This is a genomic window from Dyadobacter sp. CECT 9275, assembly GCF_907164905.1.
GTDB classification, from domain to species: domain Bacteria; phylum Bacteroidota; class Bacteroidia; order Cytophagales; family Spirosomataceae; genus Dyadobacter; species Dyadobacter helix.
Genome location: NZ_CAJRAF010000001.1, coordinates 647,343 through 667,278, shown reverse-complemented (window position 1 = coordinate 667,278; position 19,936 = coordinate 647,343). Strand labels below are relative to the sequence as shown.

16 protein-coding genes and 1 tRNA gene are annotated in these 19,936 nt (G+C 44.4%); 10 read left to right on the top strand and 7 right to left on the bottom strand.

Annotation, left to right across the window (positions count from 1 at the left end; genetic code table 11):
• Positions 1-44: 44 nt before the first annotated feature.
• From KOE27_RS02615 to KOE27_RS02600, 4 genes are all read left to right on the top strand, one after another.
• A complete protein-coding gene (locus tag KOE27_RS02615; RefSeq protein ID WP_215237295.1) occupies positions 45-623 on the top strand; it encodes a helix-turn-helix domain-containing protein in 579 nt (192 codons plus the stop codon).
• 81 nt (positions 624-704) lie between these two features.
• A complete protein-coding gene (locus KOE27_RS02610; RefSeq protein ID WP_215237294.1) occupies positions 705-944 on the top strand; it encodes a heavy metal-binding domain-containing protein in 240 nt (79 codons plus the stop codon).
• Positions 945-991: 47 nt separating this feature from the next.
• Positions 992-1,333, top strand: a complete 342-nt coding sequence (locus KOE27_RS02605; protein ID WP_215237293.1) for a heavy-metal-associated domain-containing protein — start codon at positions 992-994, stop codon at positions 1,331-1,333.
• Between the two features lie 100 nt (positions 1,334-1,433).
• Complete coding sequence (locus KOE27_RS02600) at positions 1,434-2,183, top strand: class I SAM-dependent methyltransferase (protein ID WP_229252605.1); 750 nt, start codon at positions 1,434-1,436, stop codon at positions 2,181-2,183.
• On the opposite strand, the gene KOE27_RS02595 is transcribed toward KOE27_RS02600, so the two are convergent.
• The 4 genes from KOE27_RS02595 to KOE27_RS02580 form a co-directional block, all read right to left on the bottom strand.
• Positions 2,184-2,699 carry a YeeE/YedE family protein gene (locus KOE27_RS02595; RefSeq protein WP_215237292.1) on the bottom strand — a complete coding sequence of 172 codons (516 nt, stop codon included), beginning with the start codon at positions 2,697-2,699 and terminating at the stop codon, positions 2,184-2,186.
• A gap of 26 nt (positions 2,700-2,725) precedes the next feature.
• Entirely contained in the window at positions 2,726-3,301 is a 576-nt protein-coding gene (locus tag KOE27_RS02590; RefSeq protein ID WP_215237291.1) for a YeeE/YedE family protein, read from the bottom strand.
• A gap of 156 nt (positions 3,302-3,457) precedes the next feature.
• The gene (locus KOE27_RS02585) at positions 3,458-4,852 is read right to left on the bottom strand and encodes an MBL fold metallo-hydrolase (RefSeq protein ID WP_215237290.1); all 1,395 of its coding nucleotides are present in this window, start codon (positions 4,850-4,852) and stop codon (positions 3,458-3,460) included.
• An 81-nt stretch (positions 4,853-4,933) separates the two neighbouring features.
• Positions 4,934-6,313 (bottom strand): MATE family efflux transporter, encoded by a 1,380-nt coding sequence (locus tag KOE27_RS02580; protein WP_215237289.1) that lies wholly within the window; start codon positions 6,311-6,313, stop codon positions 4,934-4,936.
• Positions 6,314-6,713: 400 nt separating this feature from the next.
• Here KOE27_RS02580 and hflX point away from each other — a divergent pair, with 400 nt between their 5' ends.
• The 6 genes from hflX to KOE27_RS02550 all read left to right on the top strand — a co-directional run bounded on the left by hflX (position 6,714) and on the right by KOE27_RS02550 (position 13,603).
• On the top strand, positions 6,714-7,955 hold the full coding sequence (hflX, locus tag KOE27_RS02575) for a GTPase HflX (RefSeq protein WP_215237288.1): 1,242 nt from the start codon (positions 6,714-6,716) through the stop codon (positions 7,953-7,955).
• 77 nt (positions 7,956-8,032) lie between these two features.
• Positions 8,033-8,107: transfer RNA gene (locus KOE27_RS02570), tRNA-Arg, on the top strand.
• Between the two features lie 712 nt (positions 8,108-8,819).
• Positions 8,820-9,209 (top strand): hypothetical protein, encoded by a 390-nt coding sequence (locus KOE27_RS02565; RefSeq protein WP_215237287.1) that lies wholly within the window; start codon positions 8,820-8,822, stop codon positions 9,207-9,209.
• 113 nt (positions 9,210-9,322) lie between these two features.
• The gene (locus KOE27_RS02560) at positions 9,323-10,555 is read left to right on the top strand and encodes a hypothetical protein (RefSeq protein WP_215237286.1); all 1,233 of its coding nucleotides are present in this window, start codon (positions 9,323-9,325) and stop codon (positions 10,553-10,555) included.
• A 1,370-nt stretch (positions 10,556-11,925) separates the two neighbouring features.
• The gene (locus KOE27_RS02555) at positions 11,926-13,170 is read left to right on the top strand and encodes an ice-binding family protein (RefSeq protein WP_215237285.1); all 1,245 of its coding nucleotides are present in this window, start codon (positions 11,926-11,928) and stop codon (positions 13,168-13,170) included.
• A 97-nt stretch (positions 13,171-13,267) separates the two neighbouring features.
• The gene (locus KOE27_RS02550; RefSeq protein WP_215237284.1) at positions 13,268-13,603 is read left to right on the top strand and encodes a hypothetical protein; all 336 of its coding nucleotides are present in this window, start codon (positions 13,268-13,270) and stop codon (positions 13,601-13,603) included.
• 392 nt (positions 13,604-13,995) lie between these two features.
• Here the strand turns inward: KOE27_RS02550 and KOE27_RS02545 are convergent, their stop codons facing one another.
• The 3 genes from KOE27_RS02545 to KOE27_RS02535 all read right to left on the bottom strand — a co-directional run bounded on the left by KOE27_RS02545 (position 13,996) and on the right by KOE27_RS02535 (position 19,919).
• Complete coding sequence (locus KOE27_RS02545) at positions 13,996-15,279, bottom strand: Gfo/Idh/MocA family oxidoreductase (RefSeq protein WP_215237283.1); 1,284 nt, start codon at positions 15,277-15,279, stop codon at positions 13,996-13,998.
• 170 nt (positions 15,280-15,449) lie between these two features.
• The gene (locus KOE27_RS02540) at positions 15,450-18,002 is read right to left on the bottom strand and encodes a hypothetical protein (protein ID WP_215237282.1); all 2,553 of its coding nucleotides are present in this window, start codon (positions 18,000-18,002) and stop codon (positions 15,450-15,452) included.
• 399 nt (positions 18,003-18,401) lie between these two features.
• Complete coding sequence (locus KOE27_RS02535; RefSeq protein WP_215237281.1) at positions 18,402-19,919, bottom strand: RagB/SusD family nutrient uptake outer membrane protein; 1,518 nt, start codon at positions 19,917-19,919, stop codon at positions 18,402-18,404.
• Between the last annotated feature and the right edge of the window lie 17 nt (positions 19,920-19,936).

Genomic DNA, 19,936 nt, shown 5'->3' with positions numbered 1-19,936 from the left:
ATATCCGAGGTTATCTTTCTCTTTTGATTTTAACTGACTCCCTTATGAAATTGTATATAAAAAATATGGTATGTGACCGTTGTAAACGTGTTGTAAAAGAGGAGTTTGACAAACTTGGAGTGCCCCTGGCGCACTTAGCTCTTGGCAATGTGGACACGGTCAACGATATAGACTTGCAAAAACTTGACGAGATCAGACGGATGCTGGAAGTGAATGGTTTCGAACTCATTGATGATAAACGTGCCGCGTTGGTCGAAAACATTAAAACACTGATTATTGAAGAGATTCAATACCTGAAGGGGAACAAACCTGACGCTGTCAATTTTTCGGATTACCTGTCCAAAAAAACCGGCTATGATTATTCTTATCTGAGTAATCTGTTTTCTTCAGAGACAGGCCAGACCATTGAGCATTACATCATCGCGCAAAAAATTGAAAAGGTAAAGGAATGGCTTTCTTACAACGAGCTTTCATTAAGTGAAATGGCGTGGAGGCTTTCTTACAGCAGTACTGCACACTTGAGCAACCAGTTTAAAAAAGTAACCGGAATGACGCCGGGGGAATTTAAAAAGACAAACATACTCCCCCGCCAAACGTTGGACAAAGTTGGCAGTAGTAAGTAAAAGCTGCCTCCAATAAAAAATATACCTGAATAGCAGTGCTTTCGCTTAACCCGTTTATAAACATCAAAAAACAAAAGATTTATGTACAAGTTATTTATCCTGTCCGGTATGATCATTTTGACCGCCTGTTCCGGCAATCGTCAGAAATCTGAAACCGCTGCACCGGACAGTACCCAGGTGGCCGAAGGCAGGAAATTTGCTTGCCCCATGCGCTGCGAGGGCGACAAAACCTATGCAGAAGCAGGTAAGTGTCCGGTCTGTAAAATGGAGCTTCAGGAAGTAGCCCTGGCCGAAACGGATTCGACGGAACACATACATTAGCAATTACCCGATTTACGTTTAATTACTTTAACCCAAAAAAAGCTATCATGAAAACGACATTCATATCACTCTTTGCCTCATTTTTACTGGCCTTCAATGTAGCCCTGGCGGATGGGGATAAAGAAATAAAAATCAAAACATCTGCGATTTGCGAGATGTGCAAAGCACGCATCGAAAGGACGCTGGGGTTATCAAAAGGTGTGAAAAGCTCCAACCTGGACCTCAGCAATAAAGTGATAACGGTTAAGTACAATCCGGCAAAAACAACCCCGGAAGCGATCAAAGCCACCATCAATCATACCGGTTACGATGCAGACGAAAGCCCGGCGAATCAGAAAGCGCATGACAAATTGCCCAGTTGCTGCCGGAAAACTGCAGCGGTTCATTAGGCTCAGACTTTCCAAGTCTTGAAGACTTGGAAAGTCTCGGGTGGGGAAAGTCTGCGTTTTTCCTACTTTTGCCAAAATTGATTAGTTCACACCAACCTTTATGACCTTGGCCTGGTACCATACTTATTTTCAGGGATTGCCTCAACGTGCATGGAAACTGCATCAGGATGAAGCGTATACAGAATTTGAAGTTGATTTTCTGAGGGATGTACTCGAACTTGAGCCAGGAAAGAAGGTACTTGACATCCTGGCTGGATATGGCAGGCACGCACTGCCGCTGGCAGCGGAAGGCTGTCTGCTCACCTGTGTGGACATTTCATCCGAGTATTGTACTGAACTCAGTACCGCATCGTCCGATAACGGATTGGCTATCCACGTCATTTGCGATGATGTTCTGGAACATGATCTGGCCGGCGAAAAATTTGACGCTGCCTATTGCCTGGGAAACAGCTTCAGTTTTTTCCCCCGAAAAGACCTGCAGAAACTGATCGGCAAAGTTGCAGGTCATCTTAAATCTGGTGCCCACTTTGCCATTCACACGCAGCATCTAGCCGAAAGTATCTTCCCCGACTTCCAGACGCGGATCTGGATGCCCGTAACGGATGAAATTGTTTACCTTGCACAAAATGAATACAATGCTGCCGAAGGATGTATTGAAGCCGAACAAACCTTTATATCCGGCACCGAAAAGGTTACCCACCAGGCCCGACAGTATGTTTACACGCTTGCAGAACTCTGCGGATTTTTTGAAAACGCAGGTTTCGAAGTAATGGGAACCTTTGCCAACATCGAAGCAGATGCATTCAGCCTGGGAGACGATCAGTTATACCTTCTGGCAAGAAAGCGCTGATCAGTGCGGGAGCCTGGAACGGAGTAACCCGTAGGTCCAGGTACCTGCAATGGCGCTTAAAAGAGTAACAATAACCGCCAGAAACCCGCTGCCGATCTGAGCAAAGAGTGGCCCCGGGCACGCTCCGGTAATAGCCCAGCCAATGCCGAATAACAGCCCGCCATAGATTTGCCCTTTATCAAAGGTCTTATCAGGAATGCTGATTGTTTCACCACGGGTAGTTTTAATACCGAAACGTTTGATCAGCTGAATGGATATCAGCCCAACCGCAACGGCAGAACCAATCACTCCATACATGTGAAACGACTGGAAACGGAACATTTCCTGAATCCTGAACCAAGAAATGATTTCTGCTTTCACAAAAACAATCCCGAATAAAATCCCCACGAAGAGGTACTGAATCTGATGCAGAAAATTTTCCGGCTTTTGCTGCTGGTTGGTACCGTCGAAACAATCCTGCTCCGCCACCAGGCCATCGTTCTCAAAAGCTGCTCTGTTTTTTGTTCCTTCTTTCATTTCCATTAAAATCTTAAGTATACCAGCTACTTTACAGCGTGGAGTAATAGGGGCAATAACAGGTGAGTGCAAGCGAAACCGCCGATCATGAAACTGATCGTGGCTACCAATGAAGGCCATTGCAAGTTTGAAAGTCCCATAATAGCATGTCCCGAGGTACATCCTCCGGCATATCTTGTACCAAAACCTACCAGAAAGCCGCCAAAAACCAGGAATATCAGCCCTTTTAAAGAAAAGATCTGTTCTGTTGAAAAAAGATCTGATGGCATCAGGCCGCCAAAATCAGTAATCCCCAGCAACGCCAGATCATGCCGGGTTGATGCCGCCACGACGATCTGCCCGGGATTGGCTAGCCAGTACGCAGCCACAAATCCGCCGAGTGTAATCCCGGCTACGAAAAACAGGTTCCAGGCTCCTTTTTTCCAGTCATATCGAAAGAAAGAAATATTTGCCGGAATCACCGCTGCACAGATATGCCGCAATGCAGAGGAAATCCCGAATGATTTGTTACCAAGCAAAAGCAAAGTGGGTACCGTAAGCCCGATCAGCGGGCCAGCCACATACCAGGGCCACGGTTTCTTGATCCATTCGATTATTTCCATGATACTATATAGAACAACTAGTTTTATCTAAACCCATTCGGAATACCGAAAGTTCTTGAAATGAATTAATTACCATAACTTAGGTAAATCCAATAACGCAGCTTTTGTATAAATCGCCAAAAAACAAAGTCATACGCCCTGCCTGCCGTAAACTTTTTACTTTGAACCAAAAACAACCGGCAAACCGGTCTTTTGGATGGCCCCGAAACCTCCTTCAACATTAGCCACATCCTCAAAGCCTCTTGACTTTAAAATAGAAGCCGCTATCATGGAGCGGTATCCACCCGCACAGTGAATGTACAATTGCTCTCCTTTGGGAAATTCCTGCATCAGGTCATTGATATAATCCAAAGGCAGATTGAAAGCATCCTTTACATGCCCTTTCTCAAATTCATCCGGTTTCCTGACATCTATCACGTGGACAGCTTCACTTGCAGCCCTGACCGACAATTCCTCTGCCGAAATATTCTCGACCGTATCCACTTCCTTCCCCGCCTTTTGCCAGGATTGAAATCCTCCATCCAGGTATCCTATGGTATAATCGTAACCCACTCTGGCCATACGGGTAATCACTTCTTCCTCACGTCCAGGCTCCGTCACCAGCAGAATCGTTTGCTTAAGATCGGGTATCAAAGCACCCACCCAGGGAGCAAAACTTCCATCCAGACCGATATTGATTGCATTAGGAATAAAACCTTTTGAAAATTCAGCGGCGCTTCGGGTATCCAGTACCAGCGCTCCGGTTTGGTTGGCGATGGTCTCAAAAGTCTGGGGTGCCAGCGCACGATCACCCCGTTTCATCACCGCATCCATGGGCTCATACCCTTCCTTATTCATTTTTACATTTTCGGGAAAATATTGCGGAGGTTCCGGCAAGCCCGCTGTCACCTCCGCAATAAATTCCTCTCTGGACATATCTGCCCGTAATGCATAGTTGAACCGTTTCTGATTCCCGAGTGTATCAGAGGTTTCCTTGCTTATGTTTTTCCCGCACGCAGAACCTGCCCCATGGGCAGGATATACCACTACATCATCAGGCAAGGGCATGATCTTGTTTCTCAGGCTGTCGTATAAAATTCCTGCAAGATCATACTGGTCAATATCCCCTTTTTGTGCCAGATCAGGCCTTCCCACATCTCCTATAAACAAAGTATCGCCACTAAAAAGCGCGGCTGGTTTCCCGTTTTCATCCATCAGTAAATAACAGACCGACTCAAAGGTATGTCCCGGTGTATGTAATACCTGAATGCTAATATTGCCCAGCTTAAATACCTCCCCATCCTTTGCCTTGTAGGAACTGAACCCGGTTTCTGCCTGGGGCCCATACACGATGACAGCTCCGGTTTTAGCGGCAAGATCAAGATGCCCGGATACAAAATCCGCATGAAAATGTGTTTCAAATACATATCTGATCTTCGCACCCGTCTTCTCCGCCTTACGGATATAGGAAGTTACCTCACGTAGCGGATCTATCACCGCTGCCTCTCCTTCCGACTCTATGAAATAAGCCCCTTGTGCAAGACACCCGGTATAAATCTGTTCAATTTTCATAACCTTGCCATTTTATTTTTCCGATGTACTTAAAACCAAAGTGCCCGCAACGGTGTGGGTTCCCGGACAGAATATTGCAATTTACACTTTTACGGTTTTCCAGCCTCCTTTTTTGAACCGCCAGATTCCCAGCATCGCCAGAATCGACTCAGCAATGGGCACCGACGCAAAAACCCCGACAGGCCCAAGTTCCATAACCACGGCTAAGAGATAGGCCACCGGTATTTCGATCAGCCAGAAACAGATCAGGTTCAGTACTGTGGGGGTTTTGGTATCCCCCGCGCCATTCAGCGACTGGATAATCACCATTCCGTAAGCATAGAATCCATATCCTAAGCAGAGTACCCGCAAGGCCATCTTACCCGTTGCAATGGCATCTGCGTTACCCGTAAACCAGCTTATGATATATTCGGCCCCGGTGAACATAAACAAGGATAACCCTACCAGGAAGAGCAGGTTGTAGAACGCACATTTCCAAACAGATACCTCCGCCCTGTCGATCTGCCCCGCTCCCAGGTTTTGCCCCACCAGCGTTGCTGCCGCATTGGCCAGGCCCCAGGCGGGTAATAGGGTAAACATAATGACGCGGATGGCAATGGTATACCCTCCCACTACATCGCTGCCGAATTCGGCAAGTATCCGGGTCAGAAAAATCCAGCTCGCAGAGGAGATCAGGAACTGGACGGTACCTCCAGCGGCAATTTCTGTAATACTTTTAATGGTTTCCTTTTCAGGGAGCAAATCTTTCAGCCTGAAAGCCAGAGATGATTTCCCCAGGGAATACAACTGGTAACCTACGCCCACAGAACGCCCCAGTGCGGTGGCTATGGCAGCTCCTGTTACGCCCAGTTCAGGAAAGGGCCCCAAGCCAAAGATCAGCAGGGGGCCGAGGATCATATTAAGTCCGTTAGCGATGATCAGTGAACGCATGGCCGTTGCTGCCGAACCGGCCCCGCGTAGGGCGCCGCTCAGGGCATACAGCAGGATCACCACCGGGCTGCTCAGGAACTGAACCCTTGCAAACAGGGTGCCGGTTGCAATCACCTTTTGGTCCGCGCCCATAATGCCAAGTATCTCACCGGCAAAAATCCCTCCGAAAATAGCAGTAATGGCCGAAATCCCGAGCGAAATCAGGATCACCTGCCCGACGGCCGTTTTGGCCTTGTCATGATTTCCCTCCCCGGTACGCCGCGCAATGGTGGCCGTTGCCGCAGTACTGAGCCCGATGGCAATGGAATAAACCAGGGTAATGACAGATTCTGTCAGACCTACCGTTGCAACCGCTTCTATGCTGATCTTGGAAACAAAAAATATATCCACCACCGCAAAGAGCGACTCCATGATCATTTCCATGATCATGGGTACGGATAATAAAAATATAGCCTTGTTGATACTGCCGGTTGTATAATTTTCCTCAGAACCACTAAGTGCCTGACGAAACAGTGTAAACCACTTTTTCATGAATAAAAGAAAGTTGTAGTACTATAGATGAAAGTTAAGGCTTAGAGAAGCCTATTGAGAAAATCCGGACAAAAACGGATCAGAAAAAAGAGTGGCTGTCGATTAGCCGTAGATGAGAACCAACATGGGCGTGAGATTTTGTGCAAATATACTAAACTCTCTTTTTAAAATTCAAACTAAAAAATGGATAAATACAAATCTTCAACGTAACTTCACCACTGGCCGCCTGAACTTTTGATGACCGGTTTCCGTTCCCTGTTCTGCGTCTCGGGCAAGTACCGTCCCGTTTGGCTTGCTGTTTCATACCGCATGGAAGTGTCCCGGAAGCAGCCATATATTTAATATTTTTTGCGGACTGGAATTTACCGGGCGGTCCGGATGACCTCTAAAATAAAACTGAATGATTGAAAAAAGAAAATTACATAGTACCGCTGTTAAGCATGAAACTGCCGTTTTAGTGGCGGTAAGTACACAAAAGCAAGGCGCGGAAAAAACCAAGGAATACCTGGACGAACTTGCTTTTCTGGCAACCACCCTGGGTGTGGAAACGGTCAGGACTTTCACACAAAATCTCGAACGCGCAGACATACGGACCTACACCGGAAAAGGGAAACTGGAGGAAATCCTTATTTTTGTGACCGCCAACCCGGTGGATATGATCATTTATGATGATGACCTTACCCCCTCACAGGTACGGAACCTCGAAGCTGTTTTTAAGGACATCAAAGTAATCGACAGGAGTTTGCTGATCCTGGATATTTTCGCCATGCGGGCACAAACGGCCCAGGCCAAATTACAGGTTGAGCTGGCGCAGTATCAGTATATGTACCCGCGGCTTACCCGGATGTGGACACACTTAAGCCGCCAGTCTGGTGTGGGTGTGGGGATGCGGGGCCCGGGTGAAACCGAGCTCGAAACGGACCGGCGGATCGTGAAGGACCGGATTGCATTCCTGAAAGAAAAACTGGAAAAAGTGGACCGCCAGAGCGTAACCCGCCGAAAAGAACGCGACCGACTGGTACGCGTGGCTATTGTGGGATATACCAACGTGGGAAAATCCACCCTCATGCGCGGCCTCTCCAAAGCAGATGTTTTTGCAGAAAACAGGCTTTTCGCCACAGTTGATTCCACCGTGCGCAAGGTGAACATGGAAAACATTCCCTTCCTGCTGACCGACACCGTAGGATTTATCCGGAAGCTGCCCACCACGCTGATCGAGTCTTTTAAATCGACGCTCGATGAGGTACGGGAAGCCGATATTTTACTCCACGTGGTGGATATTTCCCACCAGTCTTTCGAGGAACATTTGGACGTGGTCAATAAAACGCTGGTTGAAATTGGCGCGGCGGACAAGCCTACCGTACTTATTTTCAACAAGATAGATCTTTACAAACCAGCCTTTAACGACGAAACCCTGGCAGAAGAAGACCAGCCGGTGGCTACTTCCGAGAGCATTCTGGAACAGCTGAAAAGAAGCTACATAGCCGATAAAGCAGACCGTGTTGTGTTTATTTCCGCTGAAAAGAAAGAGAATATTGACGAGCTCCGGAATGTAATTTTCACGTTGGTGAAGGAAAAGCACTTTGCCATTTACCCCAACTGGCTGGATTTAGGATACACTGCGGTACAAACTGAAGAATAAGTACTTGCTATTTAAACTCTTTTTCATCAATTTTGCACCCCGAACGGATTTCTCATGAAAGTGAGAAATCTTTTTTTGACTGCGTAGTTCAACGGATAGAATAGGAGTTTCCTAAACTCTAGATATGGGTTCGATTCCCGTCGCGGTCACCAGGAAGCCAGGCATGAGCCTGGCTTCCTTTGTTTTGTTAGGATCTAACAATGAAATTCATAAGTTTGTATGCACTTTAACTGTAATTGCCTAAGCGTTATTTCAGACGTGTCGCACCAAATCTGCTATTCCGATAACAAACCTCTCTCTTTAAGGCATACTTACAAAGCAAATTTACTGTGCACAAAATCAAGATTTCCCTATTGTTTGCCTTAATCAGCTGTCAGACACAGGCACAAAAATGGTTGCCGGAATTCAGGGCTCCAATTGATTCCCGGCAAATCCTTACAAGAATCTCGACACTGAATGAGTATCTCGAATATGGACTTCCTTTCGTCGCTGATCAATGTCAATTCCGATCTTCCACATTTTATTTCAGGGTAAACCAGGCCGGAATGGTCGACAGCCTTTATAGCGAAGGAAATTTTCAACCCAGCGAAATCTCAGTAGTAACCCGGAATATCCTAGGTACAAGCGGCAACTGGAAGTTACCCGAACATACCAAAAAGGATGATCATTGCTGGTTTACATATCACTGCTACATTATAGGAGTTGCCAGGGATGCATGCAAGAAAAATGCAGATACGCTATTCGCTGCCCGGAAATTGCAATATGCATCTGCATTTAAGTTCGATCAGCAAGGAAGGTATAATTTGCCTCCGAACACACATTTTCATCACTCGAAAAAGTAGTTAGGAATTTTCCTTTAAGTTCGTGTGCGAGACGAAATCGTTATCGCAACGAGGATCGTTGCACAAAAATGCGGGAGCTACTCAATTCTGTGTCAGAACTTCCCAGGTACCAGGCCTCAAATTTCAGGACGGGAATAGTTATGTGGTGGAAGTGAATGGCAACCCCGGAAGCAAGATTATTGATATCACCGGATACAACTATTTCCACGATCTGGTGAAGCATATTGAAAAGAAAACAGGCTTTTCCCGCAAGGAAGACAAAAAAGAGGAAGGCAAGAAAGAAAAAGATGATAGTAATTCGCCCCGCGCTCAACTGGCATCATTGGAAAGCAGACAGGAGCGAGGGGAAAGAATGTCGATCAATGAAGTTGCTATGATGGGTTTGTTGAGAAAGCTGGTTAAAGTGGCATAGTTGGTCGGAACATATTTTTAATCGATATAATCGATAGCAATTTATAACATTAAATTGTAGAAGCACTAGCGAAAAGCCAGTGCTTTTTTTATATTTAATAAACAATTAGACAAATGGGCTTACCGAAGAATAAAATAATAATTGCAGAAATCAATGATGCATTAGATAGAACCTTAGAGGAATTTGCGGCTATCAATGAAGAAGATCTTGTGGATTTTGACAATGAAAGTGAACAAATTCGAACTCTTTATGATATAATGAATAATTTCGGAAAATGGAGGCATTCAACACATCAATGTATGTATAAAAATTGCTCCAACGAAACGATTAAATCTCATACTATTCAGAAGTCTGAGCCCCTACTTCAAATATCCGAAAACAATAAGGTAGTCACACCAGAGTATAGTCTAAAAAAAAAGAAATTAGAAATTACCGCTATCAATATCAAAAACGCCTCAGTCTTCCCTGGATTTTGTATAGAGCATGAAAGAATATTTGATAAATTAGAAATCAGTAAAGATCTTCAGAACCTTCAAAATATACAATTACAAATATATAGATCCATTTCAAGAGAAATATTTTCTAAGCAAAATATGATTGAAAGTCTCGAGTATTCAAAACAAAGATATTTAGAAATAGTAAACAGAAAATTCGAGAGAAAATTAGTATCAAAATTACCTTCATACGTAAAAATAGACAAAAGCATTGAGCTAAAATCAACGAAATACTCTCGCAAAACTTATATTGAAGATGAATTAACAAGAGAAATGAATAACAATAAATTTATTCTAAACAATATTCTCCTTCCATTTAGAGATAAAATATCAAAGGACATAAAAAAAAACAAAGTACAAAACATTTACATAACGGTTACTAACATCGATATTCACATACCATGTTGTTTATCAGGTATAATAACCCTGTCACCTAAGAAAAATCTAAATATTTTTATGATTGCAAATGTATTGCATTACCAGGATCAAGTTTATATTATTTTGGCATCATACGTGAAGTATAAGAAATGGATGGACCTATATACAGATAGATTTCACGCAAATCCATTCTACATGCTATCAGAAATCGAAAATTGGATGATATATCATTCAGATCATTGGTTTTTAAAACCAAGTGTATGGGATGAATTATCAAATTCAAATAAAGAAAAAATAATAGAGCAAGTGGATTCTAACAACCAATATTCAGGTAAGGACTTACTTATATTCATTGACCTAAGGAAGGATATGATTAAAATTGCTGAAGAAGAAAGTAAAAATAATATATCACCTTTATTAAAAAGTATTCTGGATAAAGAAAAAACAAAAATGGAATTATTTTTAAATGAATAAATAGTCAGTCTTTCCTTCACTCGCAGATTTTTTTAAGAAAACATCAAATCCTTTCCATGTATGACTCTAATCTCATTTAAACTTTATCGTCAGTAGATAAACCATTGAATAGATCTAGAAAAAGAAGTTTATTAGAGCAAAAATTATCTGAATTCCATAACTAATGGTATATAAAAATTCACTTAACAAAATTATAATTCCTTCTAGCTCTGATGCAGAAGGCTACAATATTATTGAAAGACTAAGATATCACAAACTGCGGAGACCTTACACTTTAAAATTATAAGTATTTACTATCCTAAGTAGTAATCTCCTGATGAAATAAACAACTTATTAAAGGAATAATAAATTGTTAACTTTGTATTTAGCTATCGAATTTTATTTAAATATTTTCCAACAAATAGTGCCGGAGTGAAATGGTATAATTCTAATAACGAATAAATTTTATCTACTCTATGGGATTTAGGATTTGAATTTTGATTTCCTTCATTAGACTTCAACCTCTTATTAAAAATATTCATTGCGTACGGTTTAATTTCACTTCACTTTCGTATCAAGCATTAGCAAGCCCAAGTGTATAGTAAATATAAGAAATTTGATACCTATTTGATACCTCCGAGTAAAGTATACAACAAACACACTGATAATTAACGCTTAATGCATTCCCGTCGCGGTCACATAAAGGTCAGGCTACTGCCTGGCCTTTTTTGCCTTATCTGCAACCTGAGTCCCTCAACTCCGGATAGGGCCGGGCGGCTCTCACACCCGCAAGGTATTAGGCTCGAATTTAAATAGAACTTTAACAGTAAAACCATCTATTTCAGTAGGTTTTACCGTTAAAGTGGGAAACCGGGATAGTGGGAAACGGGTAAAACAGGCTTTAACAATATATGCATTCTGTAGAAAATATGGCCCCATTCACCCCAGATACCTTTTGGGGGCATTTATCCCTAAAACTTACACGTTAATCAGAATATCCCACTTTTACTTTTATGGGGAGTTTCTTGCTGATTTGCTATGTAATTCCTTGATAAAGGTAGTGGAATAATTTTTGTAGAAATACTTTGAGACAAAAAGCGGTGCTCCTCATGTGCTCTGATCATAAGATGCTCATATTTAATTGTCTTTCAGTATATTATCCTATCAAAAAAATCCCGATCAAAGGATTTTTACCATTCTTGTTCTGCATCATAACCTACTGATGCAGCTTTAGCCTACAAATTGTTATACAGGACTTTTGCGCAATAGGCAGATCAATCTGCTGAGATTTTTTTGCCCGTGATCTTCCTGGATAATCCTGAAACAACATCATTTTACATTAGGGAATCCACGGCAACCCGGAGGAATTCATGACATTTTAAAATCAACTTATGAAAAATTTATTTTTAACAGTCTTTCTTATTTCGTTCATAGCTTTTAATGAACGGGTCTCCGCGCAAACTACACCAGTAATTGATGATGCTGTAGCTCCATTCATTTTATTTACTGCGGCAGGAGAGCTGACCAACAACGGTAACTCAAAAGTTGCAGGGGACATCGGGACAGGCGCAGGTGCCACGACAGGGTTCACCGATCCGGGGGTAACGTTCACTGGTACCAGTTACATTCCAACAGATGCGGAGGCAATTGCGGCCACGGAAAAAATGCAGGGCGTTTATGATTCATTCACGGACATCACCTGTGGCGTAACCGTATTAACCTCTCCTATTGGCAATGGTACAATCCTAACGCCCGGCGTTTACTGCCTGAACGGAGCAGTCGCTTTGGAGGGAAATCTGACACTCGACGCCGGTTCAGACCCCGATGCTGTTTTTATTTTTAAGTTCGGCGGAGCCTTTTCTACGGGTACCTCTTCCAAAATTATACTTACCAATAATGCCGCTGCAGACAATGTTTACTGGCGTTTTCAGGATGCGGTTAGTCTCGGGAGCCAATCTACCTTTGCAGGTACCATAGTGGCTGGTGGAGCCATAGAGCTACTGGAAGAAGCTACGCTTGTTGGAAAGGCTTTTACAACTGCGGGTGCTATTACCTTGCATAACAACATAATTACCAATGAGGAAACTGCCTTGCCTGTTACCCTAACAGCATTTGATGTTAAACCTGGTGAAGGCCGCTCTGCTTTACTTACCTGGGCCACCACTGCGGAAACCAATAGCGACCGGTTTGATATTCAGCACAGTTTAAATGGCTACAGCTGGAAAACGATAAGCAGCGTAAAATCGGCTGGAGAAAGTACATACCTAAGATCTTATAGTTACACGGACAAGGATGTGCAAAGCGGGACAAATCTGTATCGTCTGAAAATGATTGACACGGATCTGACATTTGCCTATAGCAGAATAAGGAATATTGAATTTGACCAACTCGCCGCGATGGTCATGTATCCTAATCCTGTAAAAGAGAAGCTGACGCTGATCATCGATGATATGAAGCAGGTAGAGCGTATTCAGCTAAGTAGCATAACCGGGCATTTGGTTTACGATTGTTCAAAAAACACGGCTTCCGCTATGTCCAATACAATTGATGTTTCAAACCTGGCGGCAGGTATATATGTAGGCCGCATTGCACGTCTAAACGGCGCAGTGGAACAAATAAAATTTATAAAACAATAAATTTCCTCATTTCTCTGACATTGAAGGTACCAGTAGGCTACTACTGAAACATCACTTCCATTTATTCTCAACCATTTGTTTTTTACTCTTCTCTTTTATGAAAACATTTCAAGATTTATTAACCGATCATCAGGATCGCACAAGCGCAATTATAGCTAAATACATCAGCAGGTATAATGAATTGGAAAATCCGTCCATTTATAGCTGGAATGTATTCCTGCTGGAAAATGCCAAAGACGTAATTACAGAGCTAGCCCAGAGCGGAACAGATATTTGTCATGAAGCTATTTTGACAAATGTAAAGATGGACAGGGATGAATTCAATTCGATCCGTGGCGTAAATTTGGGTGCTGCATCAAGATACCAGGAAGAGCTCAGGAATCTTTACGAAACCATTGTACGGCTGGATAGATCTAAGGAGGATTGCCTGTAAGTTTTAAAAACAAAGTAATTCCGGATTGTTGAGCTCACTCCGGGATCTTCCTTTCAAAATGCTATACGCACCTATTTTACACTATGCACACCTATTCATACGGTTATGTTCCATAATTTTATTCGATGTTTTTCACTCAATTTGGTATTAACGTCTGGTACCTTCCCACAACCGGCCCCCTTTTCTTATGCTAGCAGAGTACTTACCAAAACAAAAAAGAGGATATCTCCATTCAAAATTGACCAAAAAGCTACCCATTGAAAATTACCCTCTATACCCCCTGCCGACCATTTTCGCTGAACGGATGGCTAAAAACAACTGTAACGGTAAAACCAGCTGAAAGAGTGGTTTTACCGTTACAAAGCAGGTTCAGGTACTAGAACGGGGGTTGATCAAACCAGGTCCCATTTTTTCCTCCGTTTCCGGGACAGCAGTCTGTTGGCTTCCTTGTCTCCTTTGAATTTCTCCTTTTCGGCATTCCAGGTGAGTTCTCTCTTGAGCCGGTAGGAGATCAGCCCCAGGTGCATGGGCATGGTAAGTTCCCGGGCATAGGCCAGGTTGGACTCCGGCTGTTTGCGTGCTTTAACGGCATCCACAAAGTTCTGCTGGTGGCCGGGAGACCTCGGATTGGTGATCGGTATCTCGGGAATATCGGTTACCGTTTCTCCGTTTATGGTAATTTCCCGGGTATTGTAATCGCAGATCAGCGTTCCTTTGTCTCCCTCAAAAAACGCACCTATCCCTCTTTTTGCAGCGCCGGGTACATTGGGTGGTATGGTGGTCCAGTACAGTTTAAGACCGTCAAATTCATAATCCACATCCAGCCATTTGGGCGCGGTGGCTATTCCGGTTGGAGCCTCTCCCCTTGCGTTAATTGTTTTTAGTCCCTTGGGTTGAATGGCGGAGTAAACCACATCGGCAATGTGGCACCAGAAATCAGCAAACATTCCGCCGGAATAGTCGAGGAAGTACCGGTAGTTAAAATGGCATTTCTCAGGAATATAGTCGGTATAGGGGGCGGGCCCCAGCCACATGTCCCAGTTTAGGGTACTTGGGATGGGCTTTACGGACGGAGACCCAAGATCAGGCGAACCGCCGGTTTTCCATAACCTTACGGTATGTACCTTCCCGATGGCTCCGGACTTGATGATTTCCACCACCCGGTGAAAGTTATCTCCGGCATGGATCTGATTGCCCATCTGGAAAATCCGGTCGTATTTTGTTGCATGCTTCAGCATCATTTTTCCTTCCTTCAAATCATACGAAAGAGGCTTTTCGCCGTAAACGTCCTTCCCGGCCTGAAACGCCAGTGTGGCAATTTGCGCATGCCAGTGATCCGGCGTGGCCACGGTTATGGCGTCGATGTCCTTGCGGTCCAGGATATGCCTGAAATCTTCGTAAGTCTGTACTTTCCCATTGGGCTGCATGGCCTGAAGTTTCTGATGCGTTTCGCCCAGGTGCAGCTGATCCACATCACAAAGTGCCACAATCTCCACTTCGGGCAAGTTGGCAAACCATTTCATGTGTGCGTTCCCCATGCCGCCGAGGCCGATGTGCGCAATACGGAGCCTGTCGCTGGCGGCTACTTTGCCGTAAAGGGATGGAAGAATGGTGAGGCCCAATGCTCCGAGGCCTGCCTGTTTCAGGAAATCTCTCCTGCTGTTATGCTCGCTCATAATGATATAAGGTTTAGGAAATACTGGATTAAACAGGTTTGGCCGTTTGCATAGGCCTGTGGATTGATAAAGGTATCACTCCTTTTAAGGCTATGATCAGATACCTGAATAGTTTACTGACAATTTAATCAAACCGGCTACCGGAAAGTGTTCTCTGATTGATTCCGAGATCATTCAAACACCCGTGTGTCTCCCGGCTTGCGCTGTTTTTTTACTTGCTCCAACCACTCTTCTACGGTAGCGTTCGGCATCAAATGGCCGGGAACGTACTTCCTTTCTGTCCAGGGCTCAAAAAAGATCTCAAAATCCTCTTCTTCTTTTGTGAATGTAATTTCCTTACGGATGATGACCTTATAATCCTCCAACTCTTTCAGTAACCATAACCCTTTGTTGTCTGTAACGCGCATTCTCCTTGGCATAAGGAAAAACAAGTTTCCTACCTCACCTACGGGGCGGGTTGCGGTTCCTGACAAACGCATTCTCTTCTCATCCCATTGAAGGTTTTTTACTTCTACTGCTCCTTGCTGGATGTGCATATCCGTAGAGAGTAGCCAGGGATGTTGGCGGTTTTCAAAGATGCGGAACAGGCGGCAGGACTTTGGAGGGATACTATATTTGAAACGTTCCTGATAGGTTCCGCAATATTCTTCTGTCCAGAATTCGTATACACAGTAAGGTTTTTTAGTATCAAGGCCAAGCCGGGTAAAATCAAGCTGAGCGTTATAAACTGTATCATCATGGTTAAAAACCGCCACTAATTGATAAGAACCCCAGGAAGTTTCTACCGGAAGTTTTAAATACCGCGAGTAGTTATCCGGATAGACGTTATCAAAAAGATCTACGGGCATTGGCCATCCTTTTGTTCTTGGCAAACAAAGCTTGGCCATTTTAAGACGTTCGCTATCCATTCTGCGAAAGTCGTCGTCAAACATCAGCGGACTGCCGGATAACCCGAACATGGTGGTCGTGATCCGGGCATGCTCAAGGGGGACAGGCTTATCAATGGTAAAAGCGTTAATATCATTGATGTACAATTTCCTGTGCGTAAAGTAGGAAGCCGCGGCATTCTGTACCAGGTAGTGGGTATTGGAATAATGATGGTCGTTAAGGACATAGGTTGCGTTGCCCCAATCGCTCAACGGAGTTCCCTGGCTTTGCAAAGGCCTACTTTCGCCATAGTCGCGCCCTACCCTGGCTGCGTTAATAATGCTACTGTAGGCAGGAGTAGACGAAACGGCAGTCTGAAGATGTGTGTCGTCTCCGGTTGTTTTTCGGATCATCTTCAAAATAGTTCCAGCTGCTTCCAAAGGAGTTTTTGACCGGTCATACAAACAGCTGTTTTTGGGTACATCCAGAAAATCAAGCATATAAAAACGCACGCCAATTTTGCGGTTGTACGCAAAAACGTCTTTTAAATATTCCCCTGTTTTTGGGTGCGTGCCATCGAGCCAATATTTGTTTAGCCGGGAAATACGGGTGGTGTCGTCCCGGTTTTCTGACCAATTCAATCTTTCGGACATGATTTTTCCGTTGCAGTCGCGCAGCAAGTTTTCCTGGTTATTTTTCAGCACGCCGTCTGCTTCACCGGCAAACCAAAATGGAGACACCCATACTCCTGCTTTGAGACCATACTTATTCAGTTCTTTGATGAAATTCTCGTAGCCGTTGGTAAATGCGAAGTGCCGTTCGTTGGCTATTTTCCAATTGCCGGGAATTCCGTCTTTTAACGAATTCAGTGTACTAATGCGGAAAATGTCCGCATCAAATCCTTTGAATTTATTTCTGAATGCTTTAATATTTTCGATTGAAACCTCCGCGTAGCCACCTTCGTGCTCATTCCAGGTATCTACCCAGGCAACTCCGCTCAGGCCAACAGGCGGTAAATCCGCAAATACAGGCTTCTTGTTTTGATAAATGACATCCGCCCAGTTTTCCAACGCTTTGTAGGGATCCTTTTGAAACGAAATATGGAGCTTTTCAGAAACCAGTTCCTGTTTCGGGCGTAATTCATATTTACCAAAGCGGCATGTCGCCTTGTATTCCTCGATTCCATTCTCTGGCGAATAACGCAGGCTATGGTCACTGCGCATACGATCCATGGTAAGAAAGGCAGCCATAAACGACTGTTTTAGTACGGGGTCCACCAGCAAACAAAGGTTTTCCGAAGAGTGCCTGCCTTTTCCACTCTCCAGCAGTTCAACACGCATATCCCAGGTATGCCATCTGAAAAAGCGGGCATTACCCGGATCGCTTCCAAAGGTGAAGCGCCCGCTCTGGGCCTGAGATAGGCTTACAACATTCCAGTTTTCAATTAACAGGGGCGTTTTGCCCACATTCTTTACTATTGCCGAAATTTCTACTCCATCACTGAGGGAGACGAAGTTCCATATCCACCGACAGTTAATTTCGGGAAACAAGTATTCAACTCTTCGTCCCGGCCCCTGCCCGGTTATGGTCTCTTTGGAAGAAATGAGTTTCGCATTACTTAAAGAGTATGGTTTTCCATTGATCTCAATAGCTCCATTTACCCCTTCCAGGGCAATAGCAGGATCGTCAAGTGTTCTCAGATCAAAGCCCTTCTCCCGGAAATCCAGTTTCCATTTAATATATTGAGAAGATTCCGCCGTCTGGATGTCAGCCTTTTCTGTATTTTTCTGAGCATTTGCCAGGAAGGGTGATAAGATAATAAAAAGCAGCCAGGAGAGCTTAAAGGTATTCAGCATAATTGTATCGTCATTTTGCCTGGAAGATGATTGGGGCTGGGATATAAATTATAGAGATAATTTACTATACGCTGAATATCCTGTTGTAGACCATATTGCGCTTAATACAAGTTGTAAATTGTCTCACCCTATCCCAGCTATTTTAGCGTATTCCATTGTCAGTAAACCTGATTTTATCCTTGAAATCAGATTTACTGACAATGGAATACGGGTTTTACGCAGACCTTCGGATAAGCGTTAATTGGCAAATCACTATTCTTCGTCCAGTTATAATGAAAACATCCAAATCAAAGAGGGTGCCTCATCACAGATTTGGCACCCTCTTCATGAATATCACTACAATAAATCCTAAATCCGTATCGCTGATTTTGGCCGGTTATCTGTCCGTAAAGAGGTAACTCAATATCCCGGATTCTGCGGTGCCAGATTGGGGTTCACCTGCAGCTCCACCCTTGGCAAGGGCATCAGGTAATCGCGGGCAGGATTGAAGTTGGCATGGGGTTCCATGGCGTCGGGACCCTTAAATACTTTTTCTCCCAGATTCCGGCGTTTGATATCGTACCAGCGTTTGTATTCAAAGGCCAGCTCCAGGCGGCGTTCTTCCAGCACCAGCTCAATGAACTCGGCTTTGCCCAAACCAGCCTTTACATTTTCAGGAAAATTGGTTTGCTTGCCTGCCCAGTTCCGTGCTCTTGCCCTGATCTGGTTGATATACCCGATGGCCTCCTCGTTGGAACCGTTGAGTTCTGCGGATGCTTCCGCGGCAATCAACAGCACTTCGGCATACCGGAAGGCGGCATAGTTATGATCCGAATAACGGCCCTCAGAGTTGGAATTTCCTGCAAACCGGGCATACTTGGCAATATGCGGCCGTTTGGTATTGGGAAATTGCGTGTAAGGCGCCAGCTTCCCGCCGATCATGATCGAGTCGTCAAAACTTACTTCCTTCCTGTAATCTCTTGAATCCCAGGTTTCATATACTTTCATTGAGGGCACAATCACACTCCATCCACTCCTGGGCGCATCACCACCCCTTACGCCCGTCATGGGAGGAACGATGTCGTCGTTGGCGCCACCGGCTCCGCTTTGCAAGCCCAGGAAATCAATATCAAAAACGTGCTCCTTCATATTGTTGGCCTGGGGCGCCTTAAAGAGTGTCTGGAAGTCGGCCTCGAGGGCATAGCCAAATTTATCCTTGTTGTCGATCACCCACTTTGCTTCGGTATATGCTTTCTGATAATCCTGGTTGGTCAGGTATACCGACGCCAGATAAGAAGCGGCAGTACCTTTTGACGGGCGGCTGCGTACCTCGGCAGGCTGCTTTTCCGGCAGCCATTGTTTGGCAAATTCCAGGTCGGCCATGATGCCTGTATAAACCGTTGCCGCGGGTGTTTTGGAAATCTCTTTTACCGTATTCGGATTACTGATGAAATAGTCGATATAAGGGATATCTCCAAAAACCTGCACCAGGTGAAAATAACTGAATGCCCTTACAAAACGAGCCTCTGCGATGAGCGGGTTGATCTCATTTTCGGGTAGTTTCAAAGCTTCCGCTCCGGCAATTGCCGCATTGGCGGCACTGATGACCTGGTACCACGTTGGCCAGAACTGAATGACCATGTTGTTGTTATCATCCATACTAAAATCGTTGACCTGCTGTCTTTCTGCGGGTGTACCGCGGTCACCGATGTCTTCCATATCACTCCGCAGCATCAGTGCGGAAACGAATTGCCTGCCATAAAGCCTTTCTGTGGCGATCCAGCCATAAGCACCGAAAATAGCTGTCTGAACGTCCTGCTTGGAGCGGAACATGGATTCGGGTGCCAATAATCCGACAGGCTTTTCGTCCAGATCAACACAGCCCAGCATAATGGCTGCGAAAGAGAGGAGAAATAATTTTTTTATAGGGTACTTCATTTTGTCTCTTGTTTAAG

Coding starts and splice junctions, on each gene's coding strand:
- KOE27_RS02615 (WP_215237295.1), top strand. CDS start 45: ATGAAATTGTATATAAAAAATATGGTATGTGACCGTTGTAAACGTGTT.
- KOE27_RS02610 (WP_215237294.1), top strand. CDS start 705: ATGTACAAGTTATTTATCCTGTCCGGTATGATCATTTTGACCGCCTGT.
- KOE27_RS02605 (WP_215237293.1), top strand. CDS start 992: ATGAAAACGACATTCATATCACTCTTTGCCTCATTTTTACTGGCCTTC.
- KOE27_RS02600 (WP_229252605.1), top strand. CDS start 1,434: ATGACCTTGGCCTGGTACCATACTTATTTTCAGGGATTGCCTCAACGT.
- KOE27_RS02595 (WP_215237292.1), bottom strand. CDS start 2,699: ATGAAAGAAGGAACAAAAAACAGAGCAGCTTTTGAGAACGATGGCCTG.
- KOE27_RS02590 (WP_215237291.1), bottom strand. CDS start 3,301: ATGGAAATAATCGAATGGATCAAGAAACCGTGGCCCTGGTATGTGGCT.
- KOE27_RS02585 (WP_215237290.1), bottom strand. CDS start 4,852: ATGAAAATTGAACAGATTTATACCGGGTGTCTTGCACAAGGGGCTTAT.
- KOE27_RS02580 (WP_215237289.1), bottom strand. CDS start 6,313: ATGAAAAAGTGGTTTACACTGTTTCGTCAGGCACTTAGTGGTTCTGAG.
- hflX (WP_215237288.1), top strand. CDS start 6,714: ATGATTGAAAAAAGAAAATTACATAGTACCGCTGTTAAGCATGAAACT.
- KOE27_RS02560 (WP_215237286.1), top strand. CDS start 9,323: ATGGGCTTACCGAAGAATAAAATAATAATTGCAGAAATCAATGATGCA.
- KOE27_RS02555 (WP_215237285.1), top strand. CDS start 11,926: ATGAAAAATTTATTTTTAACAGTCTTTCTTATTTCGTTCATAGCTTTT.
- KOE27_RS02550 (WP_215237284.1), top strand. CDS start 13,268: ATGAAAACATTTCAAGATTTATTAACCGATCATCAGGATCGCACAAGC.
- KOE27_RS02545 (WP_215237283.1), bottom strand. CDS start 15,279: ATGAGCGAGCATAACAGCAGGAGAGATTTCCTGAAACAGGCAGGCCTC.
- KOE27_RS02540 (WP_215237282.1), bottom strand. CDS start 18,002: ATGCTGAATACCTTTAAGCTCTCCTGGCTGCTTTTTATTATCTTATCA.
- KOE27_RS02535 (WP_215237281.1), bottom strand. CDS start 19,919: ATGAAGTACCCTATAAAAAAATTATTTCTCCTCTCTTTCGCAGCCATT.